The organism is Pseudomonas sp. GW822-FHT07A10 (genome assembly GCF_058798795.1).
Genome location: NZ_JBXAKV010000019.1, coordinates 55,544 through 77,493 on the forward strand (window position 1 = coordinate 55,544; position 21,950 = coordinate 77,493).

Annotated in this window: 20 protein-coding genes; 8 read left to right on the plus strand and 12 right to left on the minus strand. The window is 59.2% G+C overall.

Annotated elements, in window-relative coordinates:
* Positions 1 to 20: 20 nt before the first annotated feature.
* The 6 genes from AC1RL4_RS25760 to AC1RL4_RS25785 all read right to left on the minus strand — a co-directional run bounded on the left by AC1RL4_RS25760 (position 21) and on the right by AC1RL4_RS25785 (position 5,547).
* Positions 21 to 326, minus strand: coding sequence for a BufA1 family periplasmic bufferin-type metallophore (locus tag AC1RL4_RS25760; protein WP_019580935.1), 306 nt, complete (start codon positions 324 to 326; stop codon positions 21 to 23).
* 223 nt (positions 327 to 549) lie between these two features.
* Positions 550 to 1,251: an ABC transporter ATP-binding protein gene (locus AC1RL4_RS25765; protein ID WP_019580929.1), complete on the minus strand. Its 702-nt coding sequence runs from the start codon at positions 1,249 to 1,251 to the stop codon at positions 550 to 552.
* Positions 1,252 to 2,019, minus strand: a complete 768-nt coding sequence (gene livG, locus AC1RL4_RS25770; RefSeq protein ID WP_230175518.1) for a high-affinity branched-chain amino acid ABC transporter ATP-binding protein LivG — start codon at positions 2,017 to 2,019, stop codon at positions 1,252 to 1,254.
* Positions 2,016 to 3,272: a high-affinity branched-chain amino acid ABC transporter permease LivM gene (locus AC1RL4_RS25775; protein WP_019580927.1), complete on the minus strand. Its 1,257-nt coding sequence runs from the start codon at positions 3,270 to 3,272 to the stop codon at positions 2,016 to 2,018. The genes livG and AC1RL4_RS25775 overlap by 4 nt, the downstream gene beginning before the upstream one ends.
* A complete protein-coding gene (livH, locus tag AC1RL4_RS25780; RefSeq protein WP_018926893.1) occupies positions 3,269 to 4,192 on the minus strand; it encodes a high-affinity branched-chain amino acid ABC transporter permease LivH in 924 nt (307 codons plus the stop codon). Before livH ends, AC1RL4_RS25775 begins: the two co-directional genes overlap by 4 nt.
* A 227-nt stretch (positions 4,193 to 4,419) precedes the next feature.
* Positions 4,420 to 5,547 carry a branched-chain amino acid ABC transporter substrate-binding protein gene (locus tag AC1RL4_RS25785; RefSeq protein WP_019580926.1) on the minus strand — a complete coding sequence of 376 codons (1,128 nt, stop codon included), beginning with the start codon at positions 5,545 to 5,547 and terminating at the stop codon, positions 4,420 to 4,422.
* Positions 5,548 to 5,897: 350 nt separating this feature from the next.
* On the opposite strand from AC1RL4_RS25785, the gene AC1RL4_RS25790 reads away from it, so the two are divergent.
* On the plus strand, positions 5,898 to 6,203 hold the full coding sequence (locus AC1RL4_RS25790; RefSeq protein ID WP_026286481.1) for a DUF2288 domain-containing protein: 306 nt from the start codon (positions 5,898 to 5,900) through the stop codon (positions 6,201 to 6,203).
* A 238-nt stretch (positions 6,204 to 6,441) separates the two neighbouring features.
* On the opposite strand, the gene AC1RL4_RS25795 is transcribed toward AC1RL4_RS25790, so the two are convergent.
* Complete coding sequence (locus AC1RL4_RS25795) at positions 6,442 to 8,640, minus strand: hypothetical protein (protein WP_019580924.1); 2,199 nt, start codon at positions 8,638 to 8,640, stop codon at positions 6,442 to 6,444.
* A gap of 197 nt (positions 8,641 to 8,837) precedes the next feature.
* On the opposite strand from AC1RL4_RS25795, the gene AC1RL4_RS25800 reads away from it, so the two are divergent.
* On the plus strand, positions 8,838 to 9,734 hold the full coding sequence (locus AC1RL4_RS25800; protein WP_172901171.1) for an NAD(P)-dependent oxidoreductase: 897 nt from the start codon (positions 8,838 to 8,840) through the stop codon (positions 9,732 to 9,734).
* On the opposite strand, the gene AC1RL4_RS25805 is transcribed toward AC1RL4_RS25800, so the two are convergent.
* Complete coding sequence (locus AC1RL4_RS25805; RefSeq protein ID WP_028939253.1) at positions 9,625 to 11,901, minus strand: putative bifunctional diguanylate cyclase/phosphodiesterase; 2,277 nt, start codon at positions 11,899 to 11,901, stop codon at positions 9,625 to 9,627. The genes AC1RL4_RS25800 and AC1RL4_RS25805 overlap by 110 nt on opposite strands.
* Before the next feature lie 148 nt (positions 11,902 to 12,049).
* A complete protein-coding gene (locus AC1RL4_RS25810) occupies positions 12,050 to 12,415 on the minus strand; it encodes a YkgJ family cysteine cluster protein (protein WP_018926887.1) in 366 nt (121 codons plus the stop codon).
* Positions 12,416 to 12,677: 262 nt separating this feature from the next.
* On the opposite strand from AC1RL4_RS25810, the gene AC1RL4_RS25815 reads away from it, so the two are divergent.
* A complete protein-coding gene (locus AC1RL4_RS25815; RefSeq protein ID WP_269210591.1) occupies positions 12,678 to 14,045 on the plus strand; it encodes a spinster family MFS transporter in 1,368 nt (455 codons plus the stop codon).
* 145 nt (positions 14,046 to 14,190) lie between these two features.
* Here AC1RL4_RS25815 and rapA read toward each other — a convergent pair whose 3' ends face one another.
* Positions 14,191 to 17,037: an RNA polymerase-associated protein RapA gene (gene rapA, locus AC1RL4_RS25820; RefSeq protein ID WP_028939254.1), complete on the minus strand. Its 2,847-nt coding sequence runs from the start codon at positions 17,035 to 17,037 to the stop codon at positions 14,191 to 14,193.
* A gap of 229 nt (positions 17,038 to 17,266) precedes the next feature.
* On the opposite strand from rapA, the gene AC1RL4_RS25825 reads away from it, so the two are divergent.
* The 3 genes from AC1RL4_RS25825 (at position 17,267) to ccoM (ending at position 18,135) form a co-directional block, all read left to right on the plus strand.
* Positions 17,267 to 17,608, plus strand: coding sequence for a hypothetical protein (locus tag AC1RL4_RS25825; RefSeq protein ID WP_019580919.1), 342 nt, complete (start codon positions 17,267 to 17,269; stop codon positions 17,606 to 17,608).
* 104 nt (positions 17,609 to 17,712) lie between these two features.
* Positions 17,713 to 17,874, plus strand: coding sequence for a hypothetical protein (locus tag AC1RL4_RS25830; protein WP_007935839.1), 162 nt, complete (start codon positions 17,713 to 17,715; stop codon positions 17,872 to 17,874).
* A 144-nt stretch (positions 17,875 to 18,018) separates the two neighbouring features.
* Complete coding sequence (ccoM, locus tag AC1RL4_RS25835; RefSeq protein WP_018926882.1) at positions 18,019 to 18,135, plus strand: cytochrome c oxidase subunit CcoM; 117 nt, start codon at positions 18,019 to 18,021, stop codon at positions 18,133 to 18,135.
* A 192-nt stretch (positions 18,136 to 18,327) separates the two neighbouring features.
* On the opposite strand, the gene AC1RL4_RS25840 is transcribed toward ccoM, so the two are convergent.
* Complete coding sequence (locus tag AC1RL4_RS25840) at positions 18,328 to 19,803, minus strand: inorganic phosphate transporter (protein ID WP_019580918.1); 1,476 nt, start codon at positions 19,801 to 19,803, stop codon at positions 18,328 to 18,330.
* A 377-nt stretch (positions 19,804 to 20,180) separates the two neighbouring features.
* Positions 20,181 to 20,381, minus strand: a complete 201-nt coding sequence (locus AC1RL4_RS25845) for a hypothetical protein (RefSeq protein WP_007935837.1) — start codon at positions 20,379 to 20,381, stop codon at positions 20,181 to 20,183.
* A gap of 210 nt (positions 20,382 to 20,591) precedes the next feature.
* On the opposite strand from AC1RL4_RS25845, the gene AC1RL4_RS25850 reads away from it, so the two are divergent.
* Together AC1RL4_RS25850 and pcaR are read left to right on the plus strand one after the other, a co-directional pair.
* The gene (locus AC1RL4_RS25850; protein ID WP_138866217.1) at positions 20,592 to 20,777 is read left to right on the plus strand and encodes a hypothetical protein; all 186 of its coding nucleotides are present in this window, start codon (positions 20,592 to 20,594) and stop codon (positions 20,775 to 20,777) included.
* Between the two features lie 261 nt (positions 20,778 to 21,038).
* On the plus strand, positions 21,039 to 21,881 hold the full coding sequence (pcaR, locus tag AC1RL4_RS25855) for a pca regulon transcriptional regulator PcaR (protein ID WP_007935836.1): 843 nt from the start codon (positions 21,039 to 21,041) through the stop codon (positions 21,879 to 21,881).
* Positions 21,882 to 21,950 lie beyond the last annotated feature (69 nt).

The window sequence follows — 21,950 nt, forward strand, 5'->3', positions numbered from 1 at the left end:
CACTCTGGCTGGGGGGCTGATTACGACTTGGCTTTGTAGGCTTCCATCTGGCCGAAGCCGGTTGGCGAGGTCTTGCTCTCGGTGGTCATGCAGGTGCCTTTCGGGACGAGTTTCCAGGCATTGGCCTGGTGATCCATTTTGGCGGTGCCGGCGCAAGTGGTGCCAGCACCAGCGGCGCAATCGTTATGACCTTTCATGGCCACGCCGAAGCATTTTTCCATGTTGGCGTCAGCGGCGTGGGCAGTGGAAACCGCGGCGATGCTCAGGGCAGAACCAAGGGCCAGAACCAGGGCGGTGGCGGACAGGGTGCGGGTGGTAGCAGTCATGATGTTTCTCCGAAATTGAGCTTGGGTTGGCAAGCGTTTGTGCTTGCTTACCGCTCTAGAGAAACGACAGGGCGAGGTGTTACAGCCCACCCTGAGTTTTTTTTCAGAAACCCTCAAAACACAACGAATCCCCTGTGGGAGCGGGCTCTTCATTTGTTTTGAGGTTTGTACCAGGCACAAAAAAAAAACGGCCCGAAGGCCGTTTTTTGTTTACCGCAAAGGCTTAACCACCGAGGTACGCTTCGCGCACTTTCGGGTCAGTCAGCAGCGCTTCACCGGTGCCTTGCATCACCACCCGGCCGTTTTCCAGCACGTAGGCACGGTCGGCGATTTTCAGGGCCTGGTTGGCGTTCTGCTCCACCAGGAACACCGTCACACCGTCCTTGCGCAGTTGTTCGATGATGTCGAAGATCTGCTGGATGATGATCGGTGCCAGGCCCAGCGATGGCTCGTCGAGCAGCAGCAGCTTGGGCTTGCTCATCAGCGCGCGACCGATGGCGAGCATTTGCTGTTCGCCGCCGGACATGGTGCCGCCGCGTTGGGCAAAGCGTTCTTTCAGGCGTGGGAAAAGTCCGAGAACTTTGTCCATCTGTTCCTGATAGTCGCCCTTGTCGGTGAAGAACCCGCCCATGGCGAGGTTTTCTTCCACGGTCAGACGAGCAAACACCCGACGGCCTTCCGGAACCACGGCGATGCTTTTACGCATGATCTGCGACGAGTCCTGGCCGACGAGCTCTTCGCCCATGTAGCGGATGCTGCCGCTATGGGCTTGCGGCGAACCGCAGAGGGTCATCAGCAGGGTCGACTTGCCGGCACCGTTGGCGCCGATCAGGGTCACGATCTCGCCCTGGCGGACTTCGACGTTGACGCTGTGCAGCGCCTGGATCTTGCCGTAGAAGGTGGAAACGTTTTCGAACTGCAGCATTTACGCTTCCCCCAGGTAGGCTTTGATCACTTCAGGATTGTCGCGGATCTGCTCCGGCGTGCCGTTGGCCAACGGTGTGCCCTGGTTGATCACGAAGATATGGTCGGAAATGCTCATGACCAGTTTCATGTCGTGTTCGATCAACAGCACCGTCACATTATGCTCTTCACGCAGGGTGCCGATCAGCGCCTTGAGGTCGTCGGTTTCCCGCGGGTTGAGGCCGGCGGCCGGTTCGTCGAGCATGAGGATGCTTGGACGGGTCATCATGCAGCGGGCGATTTCCAGGCGGCGCTGCTGACCATAAGCCAGGGTGCCGGCCGGGCGGTTGGCGAACTCCTTGAGGTTGACCTTGTCGAGCCAGAACTCGGCGTATTCCATCGCCTCGCGTTCGCTGCGGCGAAACGCCGGGGTCTTGAACAGGCCTGCCAGGAAGTTGGTGTTCAGGTGCCGGTGCTGAGCAATCAGCAGGTTTTCCACGGCGGTCATGTCCTTGAACAGCCGCACGTTCTGGAACGTCCGCACCACGCCTTTGCCAGCGATCTTGTGGCCGGGCAGGCCTTCGATCGCTTCACCGTTGAGCTGGATAGTGCCGGCGGTGGGTTTGTAGAAACCGGTCAGGCAGTTGAATACAGTGGTCTTGCCGGCGCCGTTGGGGCCGATCATCGAGACCACTTGTTTCTCTTTGACGCTCAAGGCTACGCCATTGACCGCCAACAGGCCGCCGAAGCGCATGCTCAGGCCATCTACTTTCAGGATCTCACGGCTCATTTGCGCAGCTCCATGTGGGGGCGTTGCATCGGCAGCAGACCTTGAGGACGCCAGATCATCATCAGCACCATCAAGGCGCCGAACATCAACATGCGGTATTCGCTGAAGTCACGCATCAGTTCGGGCAACAGGATCATCACGACAGCCGCGAGAACCACGCCCAACTGCGAGCCCATGCCGCCCAACACCACGATGGCGAGGATGGTGGCCGACTCGATGAAGGTGAACGACTCCGGTGTGACCAGCCCTTGGCGCGCGGCGAAGAAGCTACCGGCGAAACCGGCGAAGCAGGCACCCAGGGTGAAGGCCGACAGCTTGATCACGGTCGGGTTCAGGCCCAGGGCACGGCAGGCGATTTCGTCTTCGCGCAAGGCTTCCCAGGCACGGCCGATCGGCATGCGCAGCAGGCGGTTGATCACGAACAGCGCGAACAGTGCCAGCAACAGCGCCACCAGGTAGAGGAAAACCACCTTGCTGACCGGGTTGTACGTCAGGCCGAAGAACTCGTGGAAGGTCTGCATGCCTTCGGCGGCCGTTCTTTCGAAGGTCAGGCCGAACAGCGACGGTTTGGGGATGTTGCTGATGCCGTTCGGTCCGCCGGTGAGGCCCGTCAGGTTACGCAGGAACAGACGGATGATCTCACCGAAGCCCAGGGTCACGATCGCCAGATAGTCACCGCGCAGGCGCAGCACCGGGAAACCGAGCAGGAAGCCGAATGTGGCCGCCATCAGGCCGGCGATCGGCAGGCAGATCCAGAAGCTCAGCCCGTAGTAGTGCGACAGCAGCGCATAGCTGTAGGCGCCCACGGCGTAGAAGCCGACGTAACCGAGGTCGAGCAGGCCGGCCAGACCGACCACGATGTTCAGGCCCAGGCCGAGCAGCACGTAGATCAGGATCAGCGTGGCGATGTCCACCGCACCGCGTGAACCGAAGAACGGCCACACCAGTGCCACGACGATCAACGCCATGATGATCCAGCGCTGGGTGGTCGGCAGGGTCAGGAAGTGGCTCGCGCTGGCCGGGATCAGTTTGCCCTTGGGCACGGAGCGCATGGCCGCCGAGTATTCGCGGTCGAACAGCACACGCAGGAACATCAGCACCGAGCAGGTGGCGATGATGATCAGCGTGGAGGTGCTGGCGCCTTCCACTTCGAGGTTGATCCCGGCGATGGACAGTTTCAGGCCGAGTACCGGATAGGCCACGGCCCATACCAGCAGGGCGCTGAACAGCGCCTGTTTAAGATTCCTAGTCATACTTTCTCAACCTCCGGACGACCCAGCAGGCCGGTTGGCCGGAATAACAGCACCAGGACCAGAAGGCCGAAAGCCACCACGTCCTTATACTGGTCACCGAATATATCGGCGCCGAATGCTTCGGCTACCCCCAGCACCAGACCACCGAGCATGGCGCCCGGAATGCTGCCGATGCCACCCAGCACCGCCGCGGTAAAGGCTTTGAGGCCTACCAGGAATCCGGCGTTAGGGTTGATCACGCCGTACTGCATGCTCAGCAGTACTGCCGCCACGGCCGCCAGGGCGGCACCGATGACGAAGGTCAGGGCGATGATGTTGTTGGTGTTGATGCCCAACAGGTTGGCCATCTTGATGTCTTCGGCACAGGCCCGACAGGCGCGTCCCAGTCGTGAACGCGAGATGAACTGGGTGAGACAGAGCATCACCACCAGGGTCACCACGAACACCAGGATCTGCATGTAGGAGATCAGCACTTCCTGTGCGCCGCCTGGACCGAAACTGAAGCTGCCCGGAATCAGGTTGGGGATCGATTTGTCCTTGGAGTCCTGCGAGAGCAGTACGGAGTTCTGCAGGAAGATCGACATGCCGATGGCGGAGATCAGCGGGATCAGACGGTTACTGCCCCGCAGAGGGCGGTAGGCGATCCGTTCGATACTGTAGCCGTAGGCACTGGTCACTACGATGGTCGCCAGGAAAGCGGCGGTCATCAACAACGGCAGAGAATGGATACCCAGCATGGCCAGTCCGGCAAGGACGATGAAGGCCACGTAGGAACCGATCATGTAGACCTCGCCATGGGCGAAGTTAATCATTCCAATAATGCCGTAAACCATTGTGTAGCCAATGGCTATAAGGGCATAGGTGCTGCCAATGGTCATCCCATTAACCAGCTGTTGGAAGAAGTGATAGATCTCAGGCATTACAGCGCTCCTAAAAACCTGATACGCATTTCACTGGTGGAGTCATGTTCCGGCCCGGGCTGTGTGGTCTGTGGCCACCTTCGCACGAGCGTTTGCCAGCGAACCGCTGGTGACGGTTTTAAGATTTTCAGGTAAGCCAACTCCCGGATCGCGGGACTCTGACTCATTAATCTCGTAAAACAAAGCCCACTGCTTGCGCAGTGGGCTTTATTAATCATGGAGCTAGCTTACTGAGGGGAAACTTCGGTTTTTGGTTTGCCGAAGTGCCACTCATAGACCACGAATTTGAAGTCTTTCAGGTCGCCCTTGCTGTCGAACGACAGATCACCGGTCGGGGTCTTGAAGGTGCCTTTGTGAATGGCTTCAGCCACCTTGGCGGTGTCTTCGCTCTTGGCTGCCTTGATACCTTCGGCAATCACTTCGACAGCCGAGTAGGCCGGGAACACGAACGGACCGCTTGGGTCCTGCTTCTTGTCGGCAAAGGCTTGTACCAGGGCTTTGTTGGCTGGGTCCTGGTCGAAGGATTTCGGCAGGGTGACCAACAGGCCTTCGGAAGCATTCTGGGCAATTTGCGAGATGGAGTCGTTGCCGACGCCTTCAGGCCCCATGAACTTGGCTTTCAGGCCTTTTTCCTGGGACTGACGCAGGATCAGGCCCAGCTCCGGGTGGTAGCCGCCGTAGTAGACGAAGTCGACGTTGGCTTGCTTGAGCTTCTGGATGATCGAGGAGAAGTCCTTGTCACCGGCGTTGAGGCCTTCGAACACGGCAACCTTGACGCCTTTCTTCTCAAGGGTCTGTTTCACGGCGGTGGCGATGCCTTCACCGTATTGCTGTTTGTCGTGCAGCACGGCAACGATTTTCGGTTTTACGTGATCGGCAATGTAGTTACCGGCGGCAGGGCCCTGGGCGCTGTCCAGGCCGATGGTGCGGAACACCAGCTTGTAACCACGGGTGGTGATGTCCGGGTTGGTGGCGGCCGGGGTGATCATGATCACGCCTTCGTCTTCGTAGATGTCCGAAGCTGGCTGGGTGGAGCTGGAGCACAGGTGGCCGACCACGAATTTCACACCATCGTTGACCACTTTGTTGGCGACGGCCACGGCTTGTTTAGGGTCGCACGCGTCGTCGTATTCCTTGGCTTCGAGCATCTTGCCGTCGACGCCGCCCTTCGCGTTGATCTGCTCGATGGCCATCTTGGCGCCGATGAACTGCATGTCGCCGTATTGAGTGACCGGGCCGGTTTTAGGGCCGGCGATGCCGATCTTGATGGTGTCGGCGGCGAACGAATGGCTGGCAACCCCGGCCAGAACCATAGCGGCAAACAGTTTTGAAATCTGCTTAGTAGCCTTAGTCATAGTGCTCCACTCTTACTGTTGTAGTTTTTATAGTCCTGGCGCCGTAGCAGCAGAACCGGGTCAGATATCGTCGATATCCTCCGGAAAATGCCCCCGGCAACTGTACCGGTACAGTGTAGAGCGCCGATTGTTAGCCTGGGAAGCTGGCGCCAGGGGGCAAAACCTGAGGGTGTCGCTTTGTTGAAAGAAAAAGACAGAATCGCGGCAGGATGTTAGCTGGCTAATACTTGAAGCAGCAGCATTCCCTGGCTTTCCCGGGTTTTTCAATCGGTAACGCAATTGCATCCGGGTTTTTCTGGCGCAACACCGACGTTATCATTCACATCGATTTCTTTTGCGGACAGCAACCCATGACTCAAGAACCTAGCACCCTCTATGCCAAGCTGCTTGGTGAAACCGCATCTATTACCTGGAAAGAGTTGGAGCCGTTCTTCGCCAAGGGTGCCCTATTGTGGGTCGACCCAGGCCTGGATTTGATTGCTGCGGCGGAGGCGGTGGCGACCGATGAAGGCGAGAAAGTCGCTGCCTGGCTGGCCGCCGACAAGGTCGCCAAGCTGTCTGAAACGCGGGCGCTGGATCTTTTCGAGCGTGATCCGGAGCTGTGGGCCGTGGTTGTTTCGCCGTGGATTATGATCCAGGAAAGGGCGAAGGCTTGAATGCTTGCACCGATTTGGTGCTTGGTTTTGTCGGGCAAAAGTGTGTAGCCGAGTAGCGTGATGGCACGTTGCCGTGGAGAAAGGCCACAGAAAGGCCGGTATAACGGTGACGTAAACGTAACGGGAACAGTTTATTGAGCAGCCGATGGGCTGCTCAATTGTTTCTGGGTGTTGTGATCATTCCCACGCTCTGCGTGGGAACGATCATCACAAGGCTGCGATCGTTAAAGGCTCGACCTCAATAAGCCGTCTTGCCCGTATGGTTATTCAGCGAAATAACCTTGGTCTTGCCAATCCGGTGACGGTATATCTCGCGCAGGTACTTGATCGCCTTCTTCACGCAATCGCGCGACAAACGAATGTCATTGATCGAGACGAACTTGTCCTTGTCGTTGATCAGCTCGCGGTACTTCTTCTCGTACATCGGTTTGATCGCGTACCAGTTGGTGTCGAGGATCTTCGCCGGGTTTTCGAATTCGTTGAGCAGGTCGTCGATCCGGTCTTCGTCGAAGTCTTCATGGATGATGAAGTCCAGGATCGAGTTATCCAGCGTTTCGTCGAAGCGATACGGATTTTTTGCGAAGCAACGCTTGATGAACGCCACGATCAGCGTCAGGAAGTCGTCCGACAGGCATGGGCTCTTGGCGATCAGGGTGGTCAGCGACAGGTTGGCCGAGGCGCCGATCACCAGTGCATAACGCTTGAGCGTGGTGTTGGGGAACAAGCTGTTGAGGTGAGTCTTCAACCGGTTCAGGTCCATGTAGGACAGTTTGTAGTCTTTGGGCAAGGACACGATCGACACCACCGACGAGCAATTCTTGAAGAAGTGCAGGTCGTGCAGCGCGGCCGCGTCATAGCCCGAATTCTTGTACTGCTCGAGCGAGGCGCGGTAGCGCTTGGACTCGATCGGCAACAGGCTGATGCCTTCAATCGCCTGGGTGACTTTGTTGAAGTGCGGGAGGTCGATGGAGCGGAAGAACAGGTCGTCGATGTTCAGGCGCTGCGGCTCTTTCTCGAACACCTTGAACTTGTCGCTGCTTGGCGGCGGCGTTTCCGGCACCACGGACTCGGCGTAGGCAATTGCCACCGGGCCGGCCAGGCTCATGAACAGGTCGTTGGCGTCCAGGCGAATGGTTTCGCCGATGTCGATGCCAGCGCGACGGAAATAGTTCTGGTCGTAGTCGGTGGTGACCGCCTGCGCCGTCAGAATGTTGAAGATCTGCTGTGAGATGTACTGGTTGGCGTGCTTTTCCATCGCGTTGACGTCGATGTTCTGGATGTTGCCGTCATCGCTTTCTTCGGCATAACGCATGATGTCGTTGGAGATCAGCATCATCGCGTTCCATGGGCGGATACGGCCCATGACGCTGGCTTCGCTGCTGTCCTCGTTGGCGAAGTTGTAGGAGAAGTCCCACTCTTCCGACAGGTATTTGCACAGCAGGCGACCGGCGTTGATGTGCAGCGCTTCGGACATTTCACTGCGGTGATCGGAAATGTTCGGCAGTACGCAGATGCCGCTGGTGAAGATCGGCTCGAAGACGAAGGAATGGCCGCTCTTGCCGTCGTGTTCGTCCATCGGCTTGGTGTCGAACGTCTTGTTCATGTACGAGTGCTGCTGGGCCAGGCCGAATTCCGAGGCCATGCCCGAACCGGTACCGCCGCCGGCACTGAAGATCGAGAAGTACAGGCGCGACTGGTTGGCCTTGATCCCGCAGCTGTCGATCAGGTACGAGTGAATCATCTTCCAGTCGGGGCTGGAGAAGCGCTGGGTGTCCTTGTTCAGGATGATCTTGGCCAGGTACTGGCCGAGGATCGGCGCGTTACCGGCGCCACCGGCGTGGACTTCCGACAAGTCCATGATTTTCATTTTGCTGTAGTCGCGCAAAAAGCCGCTTTTTTCGCCCTTGCGCGAGAAACGGATGCGACCGGCGATGTCCTTGTCCAGGTCGCCGAGCATCACCAGCGGTTCCACCAGGAATACCGGTTTGGTGGCCTTGTTCGGCCCCAGGCGCAGGTTGTTGCGAATCCACTGCGCCGGGCTGTAGCCCTTTTCGGCGTAGCGTTTATCCGGCGACAGACGGTCTTCGTTGTTGAATTCGTTGAGGTAGAACTTGCGGGCGTTGTACACCAGCTCCGCCACGTCCAGCGCGATGTTCGAACCGCAGCGGCCCAGGCCGATCAGGCACACCGAGGGGAATTCCTGGTCGTTGTGCTGTTCGTTGTCGCCTTCCAGATGGGGCGGGCGCGGGAACACCAGGTCGCGCAGGCCGTCGAGGTTGTCGAGGATGCGGTCGGTATTGGTTTCGGTGAAGTACAGGTATTGCTGAGTCGACAGCGGACGCGACGGGGGCAATGGCTTCGACGATGAGGGGCTGTTTGCCGCGGGGCTCAGGGTCAGGTCGGATACCGCGGTGGCCGGATTGTTTTTAGAAGTCATTGTGCGCCATATACCTGGACTGGTCGGCTCGGCGACAAGTGTCATCGAGTCATCACGGAATGGGATCTCGCGTCTTTTTTTAGCGCGAATGTGGCCCAAGCGTCAGGGCCTTGGCCTGAACATCGCTCGGGGGAATCCTTTCCTTAACCATGATGAATCGGCCAATATTCGATGATCTTTAATCAGAGAGAGGCTAAATGATGGCAACGTTGCCTGCGCTGGGGTTCGCCGGAATCGGCCTGATGGGTTTGCCGATGTGCCGACGCTTGTTGGCGGCCGGTTATCCGCTGACGGTGTGGAACCGCAACCCGGCCAAGTGTGCAGCGCTGGTCGAGGCCGGCGCGCGGCAAGTGGCGACACCGGCCGAGCTGTGTCAGCACGCCGACGCGGTGATGCTGTGCCTGGCCGATACCGCGGTGGTACGTGAGGTGGTGTTTGGCGCGGCTGGCGTTGCCGAGGGGGCGAAAAGCGGCCAGTTGCTGGTGGATTTTTCCAGCCTGGAGCCCACCGCAACGCGGGAAATGGCCACAGCACTGGCCAATAAAACCGGGATGGGTTGGCTCGATGCGCCAGTGTCCGGCGGGGTGGTCGGCGCCGAGGCCGGCAGTCTGGCGATTATGGTCGGTGGCGAGGCGGCAGACCTTGCGCGCGTGCGGCCGGTGTTGCTGACCCTTGGCCAGCGCGTGACCCACATGGGCGCGGTCGGTGCGGGGCAGGTGACCAAGGCCTGCAATCAGATGATCGTCGCCTGCAATGCCTTGGTCATTGCTGAAGTGGTGGCCCTGGCTGAGCGCTCCGGGGTCGATGCCAGCCTGATTGCCGAGGCGCTGGCCGGTGGTTTCGCCGATTCAAAACCGTTGCAGATTCTCGCGCCGCAAATGGCCGAAAGCCGTTTCGAGCCCGTGAAATGGCACGTACGCACGTTGCTCAAGGATCTCGATACCGCCGTGAAGTTTTCCCGCGAACAGGGTTCGGCCACGCCGATCAGCGGATTGGCCGCACAACTGATGCGCCTCCATGGGGGGCAGGGGTTCCTGGAAAAGGATCCCTCGACGTTAGTGCAGTTGTACCGTGAGCCAGATTCAACGGATTGACGGCATGCGTGTGCTGGTTGATTTCGGCCAGCACCGGCCGCAACTCAGCCAGCGGCACCGGATGGCTAAGCAGGTAGCCCTGGACAAAATCGCAGCCGTGGCGTTGGAGAAAGTCATATTGCTCGAGGGTCTCGACACCTTCGGTGACGACTTGCAAATGCAGGGTATGGGCCATGACGATAATGGCCTGGACGATTTCCATGTCCTGGGTGGCCATGGGAATGTCCTGAATGAACGAGCGGTCGATCTTCAGCGTGTTTAATGGTAGGCGCCTGAGGTAGGCCAGGGATGAATAGCCGGTGCCGAAGTCGTCGATCGACAACGAAACACCAAGGGCGCGAATCTGCCGCAGCAACACCAGGGTGTTGGAAATATTACCCATCAGGGCATTTTCGGTCACCTCCAGCTCCAGTCGCTGGGGCGTCACCCCGTAGACGTGCAGGGCGTGTTCGATTTCATCGGCCAACTCTTCTCGCGCCAGGTTCAGGGGCGAGCAATTCACTGCGATCTTGAGGTCGTCGCAATCGTGGCGGGACAGTTCGCCCAGGTCTTCGCAGGCTTTGCGCAATACCCAATTGTCCAGTTCAGCGATCAGGCCGTTGGCCTCGGCGATGGCGATGAACCGATCCGGTGTCAGCAATCCGTGAACCGGATGTTGCCAGCGGACCAGCGCTTCCAGTTTGCTGACTCGGCCGATTCTCAGGTCATAGATCGGCTGGTAATACAGCATCAACCCGGAGTCTTCGCGCAGGGCGTGACGCAGTTCTTCTTCGAGCTGCAACTCCAGGGTGGCGCGGGCTTTCAGGTTGGAACTGAAAAAGTGCAAGCTGTTGCGACCGCTACCCTTGGACTGATACAGCGCCAGGTCGGCGTGCTTCAGCAGTTCTTCGCAGGTCTTGCCGTCTTCCGGAAACAGGCTGATACCGATGCTGGTGGTCATGACCATGCGCCGTCCGGACAGCTCGATGGGGTCCTTCATTTTCAGCATGATGCGCTGGGCCATATGCCGCGCTTCTTCACGGTCGTACAGGTTGATGAGGAGGCAGAATTCGTCGCCTCCGAAACGCGCCACCACGTCTTCGTGGCTGCGCACCGAGGCCTTGATATGACTGGCAAGGACTTTGAGCAATTCGTCGCCGGCGTCATGGCCAAGGCTGTCGTTGATCCGCTTGAAGTGGTCGATGTCGAGGAATATCACCGCGAGCATGCCGCCTTCGTTGGTTTTTTCGATGAGCTTCTCGGCGAAGAGCTGGTTGAAACCCCGGCGGTTGAGCAGGTTGGTCAAGGGGTCGTAATGCGCCACCTGTTGCAGCGACATGCGTGCCTGGTCCAGTTGACTGAGCAGGGCGTTGACCCGCTGCAGGTCGGACTCCTTGTGTTGCAGCTTCTTGTCCGCCAGAGCGGCACTGATGCTGCTGCCGATGATCAGCAGCGCCATCACGGCTACGGTCAGCCCCAATTGCAGGTGATTGTTGTCGCCGGGCAGCGGTTGAAGGCTGTCATCGGGCAGCACCAGGTTGAGCGATGCCATGCCGGTGAAATGCATGCTGACGATGCCGGCTCCGAGCACCAGGCTGGCGGTGTACTTGACCAGTAGATGATATGCACCGGTGTCATCGCGCAAGTGACTGGAAATCAACAGGGCAGCCAGGCTGGCACCGATGGCGATCACGACGGAGAGCACGAACAGGGCGGGTTGGTAATAGACCAGCGCATTCGATCGCAGTGCGGCCATGCCCACGTAGTGCATGGTCGCGATGCCCAGGCCGATCCACACCGCGGCCCGCAGGTATTGCCAGAAATTCAGTTGGGGATGGCTCAGGGTGTACATGGCCAGCCACGAGGCGGTCAGGGCGAACAACAGCGAGATCAGGGTGGTGGGCAGGTGGTAATGGATTTCGATCGGCACCTGGAACGCCAGCATGCTGATGAAGTGCATGGACCAGATACCGCCCGCCAGACACCCGGCGCCGACCCAGCGCCAGAGTCGTTGAGAGGCGGACTTTTCCACATGACCCACCCGCTCGGTCATGTCCAGCGTGGCGAAACCGGCCGTGCAGGCGACCAGATAGGCCAGCAACACCAGAAACGGGTTATGGGTGCAATTGAGTATGACCTGCCCGCTTTCCGGCAGCCCGGTCATGAAATGCAAACCAAGCCACTCCATAGCATGTCCCGTCTGTGAGTCATCTTGGCCTGCGTCATGCGCGCTGGCGAATGCTGGCAGTATAGAGGGCTTACATGGAGCGCAAGGGATGATAGCGCAATGATGTCAAATATTTTTCGAATGGCTTGATTGCGGTCGCTGCCAAGCCTTAGGCGATCTGCTCAAAAGGCGTTTCGAATTCAGGTTGCAGGGCGGGCAGCCCGAACGCGGCCCGTGCCGCATCGCAATCCACGTTCGCCTCGCCATTGGCCCAAGAGGCGTCGAACTCCCGACAAGTGCTGGAGCGCTGATCGTAGATCGAGCACTGCACGGTGCTGCCCACTTCGCCCACCAGACCGACACAGCGAACAGGTTTGCAGTCTGTGCCCAGCATGGCCACCCGGCTGGGGCTGATGGACGTGACCAGTTCGTCAGGCACCGTGCCCCCGGCCGAGGTGCATTCACCCCAGAAAAAAGACACGCGGAAATGAGAACAGCAGGCACCGCAATTCAGACACGGACTGGCTTCGGACATGGGCAATGATCAAAAGAGGAATGGGGGCAGGGTGGGCAGACAAGGCCGCTATTCTAGGCTTCGCCATGCCGTTGGGAAGGGGGGTACGGAGGTATTTTTCCAGCCTGCGACTGATGGTGAAAAACCTGACTCCCTGACAGCATTGATCCCACAAGTTATGTGTGGCGCCATGGGCTGATATCAGCCTTGCGAATAATGACAGACAGCCCTGACGGGCCTGACTAGATTGGAGGTTCCGGGGACAGTGACGGCCCCAACAACAATAAAAAGAGACGGACCCATGCAGAACTCGACCCAAGCGGCGAATGCCTGGCGCATTCTGTTCCTGTTGTTCCTGGCCAACCTGTTCAACTTCTTCGACCGCACCATTCCGGCGATCATCATCGAGCCGATCCGCATGGAGTGGCACCTCAGCGACTTTCAGCTGGGGATCATCGGCACCGCATTCACCATCGTTTACGCCATTGCCGGCCTGCCTCTGGGGCGATTGGCCGATACCGGTTCGCGCAGCAAACTGATGGGCTGGGGCCTGGCGGCGTGGAGCGGGCTGACCGCGGTCAACGGGTTGGTGGGCAGTTTCTGGAGTTTCCTGATCGTGCGGATGGGCATCGGCATCGGTGAAGCCAGTTACGCGCCGGCCGCCAACTCGTTGATCGGCGATTTGTTCCCGGCGCATCGTCGGGCACGGGCCATGGGCATTTTCATGCTCGGCTTGCCGCTGGGCCTGCTGCTGGCGTTCTTCACCATTGGTGCGATGGTCAAGGCGTTCGACAGCTGGCGAGCGCCATTCTTCATCGCCGCGGTGCCTGGGTTGATCCTGGCGGTCTTCATGTTCTTCATCAAAGAGCCGAAACGTGGCGCGGCGGAAAGTGTGCAAGTGTCTCAGGAGCGCGTGGACCGGCCGATCCGTCGAGTGCTGGCGGTGCCGACTTTTCTGTGGCTGGTGATGGCGGGGCTGTGCTTCAACTTCGCCACTTATGCCTGCAACTCGTTTCTGGTGCCGATGCTGCAGCGCTATTTCCTGATGCCGTTACAGGACGCGGCGGTGGCGACCGGGGTGATCGTCGGGGTGACCGGGTTGTTCGGCCTGACATTAGGCGGATGGATTGCCGACAAGATTCACCAGCGGGTGGCCAACGGGCGACTGCTGTTCGCCGCGTTCAGCCTGATCATTTCGACGTTGTGCACGGCTTGGGCGCTGCATGCCGGGCGGATCGAGATCGGGGTATTTGTCGCGGTATTCAGCCTGGGGTGGCTGTTCGCCTACAACTTCTACACCTGCGTGTACACGGCGATTCAGGATGTGGTCGAACCACGCCTGCGGGCGACGGCGATGGCGTTGTTCTTTGCCGGGTTGTATCTGTTGGGCGGTGGTTTGGGGCCGGTGGTGGTGGGCGGTCTGTCCGATCACTTCGCCCATACCGCGATGCTCTCGGCGGGTGCCGAGCAGATGACCGAGGCGTTCAAGGCTGTCGGCCTGCATGACGCGATGTACCTGATCCCGGTGGCGCTGTTTTTCACCATGGTGTTTCTGTTTTTGGCATCGCGGTGTTTTGTGCGGGATGCGAAGCGGATGAAAGAAGGGTTGGTGGCGGTGGTTGAGCCTGCAGGCTCTGCGGTGACTGCCTGATCGCCCACAGGGACTTATGTCGTTCATATAACCTGTGGGAGCGGGCTTGCCCGCGATGAGGCCATCAACAACACCAAAACAATCCAGCAGACAAAAAAAGGCCCGCATCGCTGCGGGCCTTTTTTATAGCGGTGGAGTAGGGGGATTAACCCGCTACCAACACCCGAATCGCTTCCAGTCGCAATGCCGCTTTGTCGAGCATGGCCAGGCCTTGCTCGCGCTGCTTGCGCAGGGCAACCAGTTCGCTGTCGCGCACGGTCGGGTTGACCGCTTGCAAGGCGGTCAGGCGCGCCAGTTCTTCGTCGGTATCGGCCGCCAGGCGACGTTGTGCCTCGGCCACGCGCTCGGCGTGACGCGGGGTGATCTTCTCTTCGCCGGCGTTGATCCTTGGCGTCAGCTGGTCGCGCTGGGCCTGGATGAACTTGTTGGCGCTGGCGCGGGGCACGCTTTCCAGTTGATCGTTCAGGGTTTCGAACGACACCCGGGCCGACAGGTCATTGCCATTGGCGTCGAGCAGGCAGCGCAGGGCGGCCGGCGGCAGGTAACGACCCAGTTGCAGCGAACGCGGGGCAACCACTTCGCTGACGTAGAGCAGTTCCAGCAACACGGTGCCCGGCTTCAGTGCCTTGTTCTTGATCAGCGCCACGGCGGTGTTGCCCATCGAGCCGGACAGCACCAGGTCCATGCCACCCTGAACCATCGGGTGTTCCCAGGTGATGAACTGCATGTCTTCGCGAGACAGCGCCTGGTTGCGGTCGTAGGTGATGGTCACGCCTTCGTCGTCGCCCAGCGGGAAGCTGGCGTCGAGCATTTTTTCGCTGGGCTTGAGGATCAGCGCGTTTTCCGAATGGTCTTCGCTGTCGATGCCGAAGGCGTCGAACAGGGTTTCCATGTAGATCGGCAGGGCGAACTGATCGTCCTGTTCGAGAATCGCTTCGACCAGCGCATCACCTTCACCCGCGCCGCCGGAGTTGAGCTCCAGCAAGCGGTCGCGACCGGTGTGCAGTTCGTCTTCCAGACGCTCACGCTCGGCGCGGGCCTCGTCGATCAGCGCTTTCCACTCGCCATCGTCGGTCTCTTCCAGCAGCGGCAGCAGGCGCGGGCCGAACTGATGCTGCAAGGCGTTGCCGGTCGGGCAGGTGTTGAGGAAGGCGTTCAGCGCTTCGTGGTACCACTGGAACAGCCGCTCTTGCGGGCTGGTTTCCAGGTACGGCACGTGCAGTTCGATGACGTGCTTCTGGCCGATCCGGTCGAGACGACCGATACGCTGCTCCAGCAGGTCCGGGTGCGACGGCAGGTCGAACAGCACCAGATGGTGCGAGAATTGGAAGTTACGACCTTCACTGCCGATTTCCGAGCAGATCAGCACCTGGGCGCCGAATTCTTCGTCGGCGAAGTAGGCGGCGGCGCGGTCACGCTCAAGGATGTTCATGCCTTCGTGGAACACCGTGGCCGGAATGCCGGAACGCACGCGCAGGGCGTCTTCCAGGTCCATGGCGGTTTCGGCGTGGGCACAGATCACCAGCACTTTGGTGCGCTTGAGCATTTTCAGGGTGTCGATCAGCCACTCGACGCGCGGGTCGAATTTCCACCAGCGTTCTTCTTCGTTGGCGTCCGGCTGGGACTGGAAGCTGACTTCCGGGTACAGCTCGATGTGATCGCCCAACGGCAGTTCGAGGTATTCGGCCGGGCACGGCAGCGGGTACGGGTGCAGTTTGCGCTCCGGGAAACCCTGCACGGCGGCGCGGGTATTACGGAACAGCACGCGGCCAGTGCCATGGCGGTCCAGCAGTTCGCGGACCAGACGGGCGCTGGCGTCGGTATCGCCATCGTTGACTGCACTCAGCAGGGCTTCGCCTTCGTTGCCGAGGAAGCCGTGAATGGTCTTGTGCGCTTCAGGCGACAGGCGCCCTTTGTCCAGCAACTCCTGAACGGCTTCGGCCACCGGGCGATAGTTTTCGCTCTCGGCGCGGAAGGCATGCAGGTCATGGAAACGGTTCGGGTCGAGCAGGCGCAGACGGGCGAAGTGGCTGTCCTGGCCCAGTTGTTCCGGGGTTGCGGTCAGCAGCAATACGCCCGGGATCGTTTCAGCAAGCTGCTCCACCAGGGAGTACTCAGGGCTGACCTGGTCTTCGTGCCACACCAGGTGGTGCGCTTCGTCGACCACCATCAAATCCCAGCCGGCGGCGAACAGCGCGTCCTGGGCCTTCTCGTCTTCCACCAGCCATTCGAGCGCCACCAGGGCGAGCTGGGTGTCTTCGAACGGGTTGGTGGCATCGCTTTCGATGAAGCGTTCTTCATCGAACAGCGCAACTTGCAGGTTGAAGCGGCGGCGCATCTCCACCAGCCACTGGTGCTGGAGGTTTTCCGGCACCAGGATCAGCACGCGGTTGGCGCGGCCCGAGAGCAGTTGGCGATGGATCACCAGACCGGCTTCGATGGTCTTGCCCAGGCCCACTTCGTCGGCCAGCAGAACCCGCGGCGCAATGCGGTCGGCGACTTCACGGGCGATGTGCAACTGGTGCGCGATCGGTTGCGCGCGCACGCCACCCAGGCCCCAGAGCGATGACTGCAACTGGCGGCTGGTGTGTTCCAGGGTGTGGTAACGCAGGGAGAACCAGGCCAGCGGGTCGATCTGGCCAGCGAACAGACGGTCGCTCGCCAGTCGGAACTGAATGAAGTTCGACAGCTGGGTTTCCGGCAGGGTGACCACTTCGTTCTGCCCATTGAGGCCGTGGTAGACCAGCAGGCCGTCGATGTCGTCGACTTCCTGTACGGTCAGTTTCCAGCCTTCGAAGTGAGTAATCGAGTCACCCGGCGAAAACCGCACGCGGGTGAGGGGCGCATTCCGTAGCGCGTACTGGCGAGTGTCGCCAGTGGCCGGGTAGAGCACGGTCAACAAGCGGCCGTCCTGTGCCAGAACGGTGCCTAAACCCAGCTCGGCTTCGCTGTCACTGATCCAGCGTTGCCCCGGTTGATACTGCTGCGCCATGCTGCCTGACTCCCACCTTGAAAAAGCGGGCTATCTTAACGGAATCAGGCCCCAGACCAAAGGTTTACGTGCGCAGGAGCTGCCGAAGGCTGCGATCTTTCGATCTTCGGGAACGCTTGAGTTCTACGTTGTCCGATGGAAGATCGTGCCAAGCGGATCACAAGTTTGCGACCAATGGCTCAAGTCGCCATCCCCGCAGCCGACAGACTTCTGACAGGAGACTAATAATATGCTGCCACCGATGCTCCCCTTGAGCGCCGTGCCGATCACTTCACAGCAGGATCCGATCCGCCAGCGTCCGGATATTCCCCCCGTGGTGCCGGTGCAGGAAAGCTCCAATGAAAGCACTATCGACCTGCAAAAGCGCGACCCGGAAGAGGCGGGCCTGCAGCTGCGCGAGGAACAGCGTCGGCAGCAGGAGCGGGAGCGGCGCCGTCGCGAGGCCGATGAGGATCCTGAAGAGCATCTGGCGATCCCCGGCAATGAGCTCAATGCCGACAATACCGTGCCGGTGGTCCCGTTGATGGAGAATCAGCCACGTCAGGGGTTGTGGGTCGATATTGAGATCTGAAGTGTCGGAGACTGGTCAGCGCCCGCGCCAGACCGCATTATTGGCGCAATCCTGTCGCCTTTAGCCGGCAGCTGAATTCATTTCCAAGCGATGCACTGAACGCCATGAGCCAAGATGACAAGCTGATCGACCTCAATTCTGAACGTGCCAAACGGGTTCATGACCTTAATGAAAAGCGCCTGAACGAAGTGCGCCAGGCATTTGAGCAGGCCATGCCGTTGGGTAAAGCGAAGAAAAAGCCGAAGAACAAACCGAAAAAGCGTTGAAACACCCTGCATCTGTTGATGCAGGTCAGTTATTTCCCTTCCTTTACGTCCCGTCGCGGGCGGCATTGATCCCGGTCAATTTTCTCTCCTGCCCGATTGGTTAACTTAGCCCCATCGCAACAGGGCAAGTCCAGGAGGCCAGTCATGTTTTTCGATAACGTGGTGATCGCCGGAGTGCTGACAGTCGGCCTCATGGTTCTGTTTTTTGCAGGGTTTGGATTTTTTATCTGGAAGGATTCGCATAAGCGGAGAAAACCGTAGGTCTTTCTAGAGCAATGAGCACGCAAGGCATTTTGGGCGACTTCGGTCGCCCTTTTTTTTGTGCGATCGAAAGGGACGCGGAGCGTCCCGGGCTGCATTCCTTTGCTGCGCGTGGGAACGATCTAATACCGAAATGTGGGCAATAAAAAAGGCGCGAACCTCACGGAACGCGCCTTTTTCAGTAGCGGTGTATCAGCTACCCAGTGCCTTGGAGGCCAGCCAGAACAGGCCGGCCGACAGGCCTACGGTGGCTGGCAGGGTCAGGACCCAGGCCAGCAGGATGGTTTTGACGGTGCCGCCTTGCAGGCCGCTTTTGTTCGCGACCATGGTACCGGCCACGCCTGAGGACAGGACGTGGGTAGTGGAGACGGGCAGGCTGAAGATGTTGGCCAGGCCGATCATGCTCGCGGTGGTGATCTGCGCCGACATGCCTTGGGCATAGGTCATGCCTTGCTTGCCGATTTTCTCGCCGATGGTCAGTACCACGCGCTTCCAGCCGACCATGGTACCCAGGCCGAGGGCCAGTGCGACCGCCAGAATCACCCAGAACGGGGCGTATTCAGTGGTGGTGGTCAGGTCCTTGCGCAGTTTGTCCAGGTCAGCCTTTTCACGGGCAGCGAGGCCAGGCAGCTTGCTGACTTTCTTCGCCGTGTCGTCCAGGCAGAGCAGGTAACGACGCACTTCGATGCGGCTTTCCGCCGGCAGCGAGTGGTAGTCGGCTACACCCTTGAGGGTGTCGAGCAGGGCGGCGATGGTCGGTTCGGTCTGTTGCGGGTTGCAACGGAATTTCTCCGGCAGATCACCTTCCACGCTTTTGCCCAGGGCCAGGAATTCACCCAGCGTATCGGCATTGCGCTTGTAGAACTGGCTCAGGTGCAGGGTTGCATCGCGCGTCCGTTCGATCTGGTAGGTGGTGCTGCCCAGGTCGAGTACGAATTGCGCCGGGACGATACCGATCAGCACCAGCATGATCAGGCCGATACCTTTCTGGCCATCGTTCGAACCGTGCACGAAGCTGACCGCCATCGCCGAAATCACCAGTACCAGACGGTTCCAGAACGGTGGGTGTTTCTTGTCGTCGATCTTGCGGCGCTGTTCCGGTGTCTTGTGCATCTTGGACAGCGGACGCCACCATTTAAGGCCGATCAACACCAGGGCGGCAACGAGGAAGCCGGCCATAGGCGAGAACACCAGGGACGCGCCGATGTCGATCGCTTTCTGCCAGTTCACGCCGTCGGCCAACGGAATGTCGTTGATCAGGGCGTTGGCCAGGCCGACACCGAGGATCGAACCGATAAGCGTATGGGAACTGGAGGCCGGGATACCGAAGTACCAGGTGCCCAGGTTCCAGGTGATGGCGGCGGCGAGTAACGAGAACACCATGGCCAGCCCGTGACCGGTGTTCACATTGATCAACAGTTCTACTGGCAGCAGATGGACGATGGCATACGCCACCCCCACACCGCCCAGCAGCACGCCGAGGAAGTTGAACACACCGGAAAAGAACACCGCCAGATGAGGCGGCATGGCTTTGGTGTAGATAACAGTGGCCACCGCGTTTGCGGTGTCATGAAAGCCGTTGATGAACTCGAAGGCGAGGACAAAGGCCAGGGCGAGCAAGAGGCTCACAAGCACCCAAGCATCCAGTCCGCTGAATAAATCGATCATGAAGGTTTTCTGACCCGTTCGTAAGGGGGCGCGATTATGCCAGAAAAGACTGATAATCGATGCACTTGCTGCTCATCGGTTACATTCTTCAATGAATTAGTGGGTGGCAATCCCCTGAATCCCAGGTTTTTTCAGGGGCCTACAAGTCATTGAATTCGCTTGGAAAGGCAGCAGCCACAAGGGTTTCTCTCGTTGGGACGAGAGGCTTGAACGCTTGTGTGAAATATCTGAGAAGAAGGTCAGGCAAGAGCCGTTTGCCTCATCGAATGGATGAGGAAGCCGCTGCCCGCTTGTAGCGGGCGCGAAAAGCACCATCGATACAACCCGCTTTTAACGGGCGCAGACGCAGGCTCTTGAAAGGATTCAAGTCGAGGCGGTCATGGCTCTTCGGCTTTGAGTTCCTTTTCCATCTTCTGCAATTCCTGGGTGAAGGCCTGATCCTGAACGGTGGCGCGTTTACGCCAGGGTTTGCGTTCGGGTTCGGGCTGAGCGGCGTAGGTGGTGACTTCCCCGCCGTAAACTTCCTTGTAACGTTGTTCCTGGCGCTCAAGTTCCGCGCGCAGTTCGTCTTTCGTCACAGTGCTACCTGATTGAGTTGAGATTAATTCTGGTGAAACGCGCTGCATCGATCTATTGACCATGCTCGTCGAAAGGACAATGCCTGATACGACATCGTTCCCACGGCACAATCAATACTTCAATGTTGCAGGCGGCCACGGCACCAGAGCAAAACAGCTGACGCAGCATCAGTCTCCTGTTTCAGCGAGCGCGTTGGCGGAACATATTAAATGAGCGTCAAGCGCTTGCTGCGGACAGCGGCGATGGATATCGCGCTGCCGGCGGGCGGAATCGGTACAAAAAAACCGGTCGCCTCTGAAATGCATTATAGCGGTCGATTCGAAGAACACTATCTCTTGGCAGTTAAAAGTAGTTCCTCATGTGTGATTGTTTTGTTGCTCGCAACTTGCCGGTAACTACGGTGGACTGATGCCAGTTGCAGTGGTGACTTTCTGGCGCCATTAAGCCGGACAAATTATTACATCGTTCTCCTTTAAACCAGTGACCGAAAATAACAACCGTATTGTGGGTGAGTGAAAGCAGGATGGCTGAATGTACGCAGCACGATTGCGATTATCGGCCTATGGTTCGATAATCGCCCAATCCTGGCAGTCGCTGGCTTGTGTGTCAGACCGGGGCCGCTTGTAATAGTCGCTGATCCGTATGGGGAACCTGATATGAACGATCAAATGCGCAATTCCTTCGCTTCAGTGGCGCCGCCGATCGTCGCCTCGCCCGCCAAGCGAATCCAGGCCCTGACCGGTGACCCGGATTTCATGACTTCCCTGGCCCGTGGCCTGGCGGTGGTGCAAGCGTTCCAGGAGCGCAAGCGGCACCTGACCATTGCACAGATCAGCCACCGCACGGAAATACCCCGCGCCGCTGTGCGACGTTGCCTGCATACGCTGATCAAGCTCGGCTACGCCACCACCGACGGGCGCACCTATTCGCTGCTGCCCAAAGTCTTGACCCTGGGCCATGCCTATCTGTCGTCGACTCCACTGGCGGTGTCTGCCCAGCCGTACCTGGACCGCATGAGCGAGCAACTGCACGAGGCCTGCAACATGGCCACGCTGGAGGGCGATGACATTTTGTACATCGCGCGCTCGGCGACTACCCAACGGCTGATTTCCGTCGACCTCTCGGTGGGTGGGCGCTTGCCGGCCTATTGCACCTCCATGGGCCGGATTCTGCTCGCCGCGCTGGACGACACGTCGCTGCGCGAATACCTCGACCATGCAGACTTGCAAGCCAAGACCAGTCGCACCCTGCACACCCCCGAGGCCTTGCTCGAATGCTTGCAAGAAGTACGGCGACAAGGCTGGTGCATCGTCGATCAGGAACTGGAGCAAGGCCTGCGCTCGATTGCCGTGCCGGTGTATGACGCTTCTGGCCAGGTAGTGGCGGCGCTGAACGTCAGCACCCATGCCGGCCGGGTCAGCCGCAGCGAGCTGGAGCAACGTTTCCTGCCAGGTTTGTTGAGTGCCAGCCGCGACCTTAGCGCGCAGCTCTTCGCCTAAGCTGTTCGATAAACGCACAGAGTCGCGTTTATCGAATTGACGCTGTTTCTCTCGGATCATTAATGTCGC

What these genes read in the sequence shown, in the direction of transcription:
- rapA (WP_028939254.1), bottom strand. Translation starts at nt 17,037, where the DNA reads ATGGCGCAGCAGTATCAACCGGGGCAACGCTGGATCAGTGACAGCGAA.
- AC1RL4_RS25760 (WP_019580935.1), bottom strand. Translation starts at nt 326, where the DNA reads ATGACTGCTACCACCCGCACCCTGTCCGCCACCGCCCTGGTTCTGGCC.
- AC1RL4_RS25790 (WP_026286481.1), top strand. Translation starts at nt 5,898, where the DNA reads ATGACTCAAGAACCTAGCACCCTCTATGCCAAGCTGCTTGGTGAAACC.
- AC1RL4_RS25850 (WP_138866217.1), top strand. Translation starts at nt 20,592, where the DNA reads ATGAGCGTCAAGCGCTTGCTGCGGACAGCGGCGATGGATATCGCGCTG.
- AC1RL4_RS25765 (WP_019580929.1), bottom strand. Translation starts at nt 1,251, where the DNA reads ATGCTGCAGTTCGAAAACGTTTCCACCTTCTACGGCAAGATCCAGGCG.
- ccoM (WP_018926882.1), top strand. Translation starts at nt 18,019, where the DNA reads ATGTTTTTCGATAACGTGGTGATCGCCGGAGTGCTGACAGTCGGCCTC.
- AC1RL4_RS25840 (WP_019580918.1), bottom strand. Translation starts at nt 19,803, where the DNA reads ATGATCGATTTATTCAGCGGACTGGATGCTTGGGTGCTTGTGAGCCTC.
- AC1RL4_RS25785 (WP_019580926.1), bottom strand. Translation starts at nt 5,547, where the DNA reads ATGACTAAGGCTACTAAGCAGATTTCAAAACTGTTTGCCGCTATGGTT.
- AC1RL4_RS25810 (WP_018926887.1), bottom strand. Translation starts at nt 12,415, where the DNA reads ATGTCCGAAGCCAGTCCGTGTCTGAATTGCGGTGCCTGCTGTTCTCAT.
- AC1RL4_RS25825 (WP_019580919.1), top strand. Translation starts at nt 17,267, where the DNA reads ATGCTGCCACCGATGCTCCCCTTGAGCGCCGTGCCGATCACTTCACAG.
- AC1RL4_RS25800 (WP_172901171.1), top strand. Translation starts at nt 8,838, where the DNA reads ATGATGGCAACGTTGCCTGCGCTGGGGTTCGCCGGAATCGGCCTGATG.
- AC1RL4_RS25805 (WP_028939253.1), bottom strand. Translation starts at nt 11,901, where the DNA reads ATGGAGTGGCTTGGTTTGCATTTCATGACCGGGCTGCCGGAAAGCGGG.
- AC1RL4_RS25830 (WP_007935839.1), top strand. Translation starts at nt 17,713, where the DNA reads ATGAGCCAAGATGACAAGCTGATCGACCTCAATTCTGAACGTGCCAAA.
- AC1RL4_RS25795 (WP_019580924.1), bottom strand. Translation starts at nt 8,640, where the DNA reads ATGACTTCTAAAAACAATCCGGCCACCGCGGTATCCGACCTGACCCTG.
- livH (WP_018926893.1), bottom strand. Translation starts at nt 4,192, where the DNA reads ATGCCTGAGATCTATCACTTCTTCCAACAGCTGGTTAATGGGATGACC.
- pcaR (WP_007935836.1), top strand. Translation starts at nt 21,039, where the DNA reads ATGAACGATCAAATGCGCAATTCCTTCGCTTCAGTGGCGCCGCCGATC.
- livG (WP_230175518.1), bottom strand. Translation starts at nt 2,019, where the DNA reads ATGAGCCGTGAGATCCTGAAAGTAGATGGCCTGAGCATGCGCTTCGGC.
- AC1RL4_RS25775 (WP_019580927.1), bottom strand. Translation starts at nt 3,272, where the DNA reads ATGACTAGGAATCTTAAACAGGCGCTGTTCAGCGCCCTGCTGGTATGG.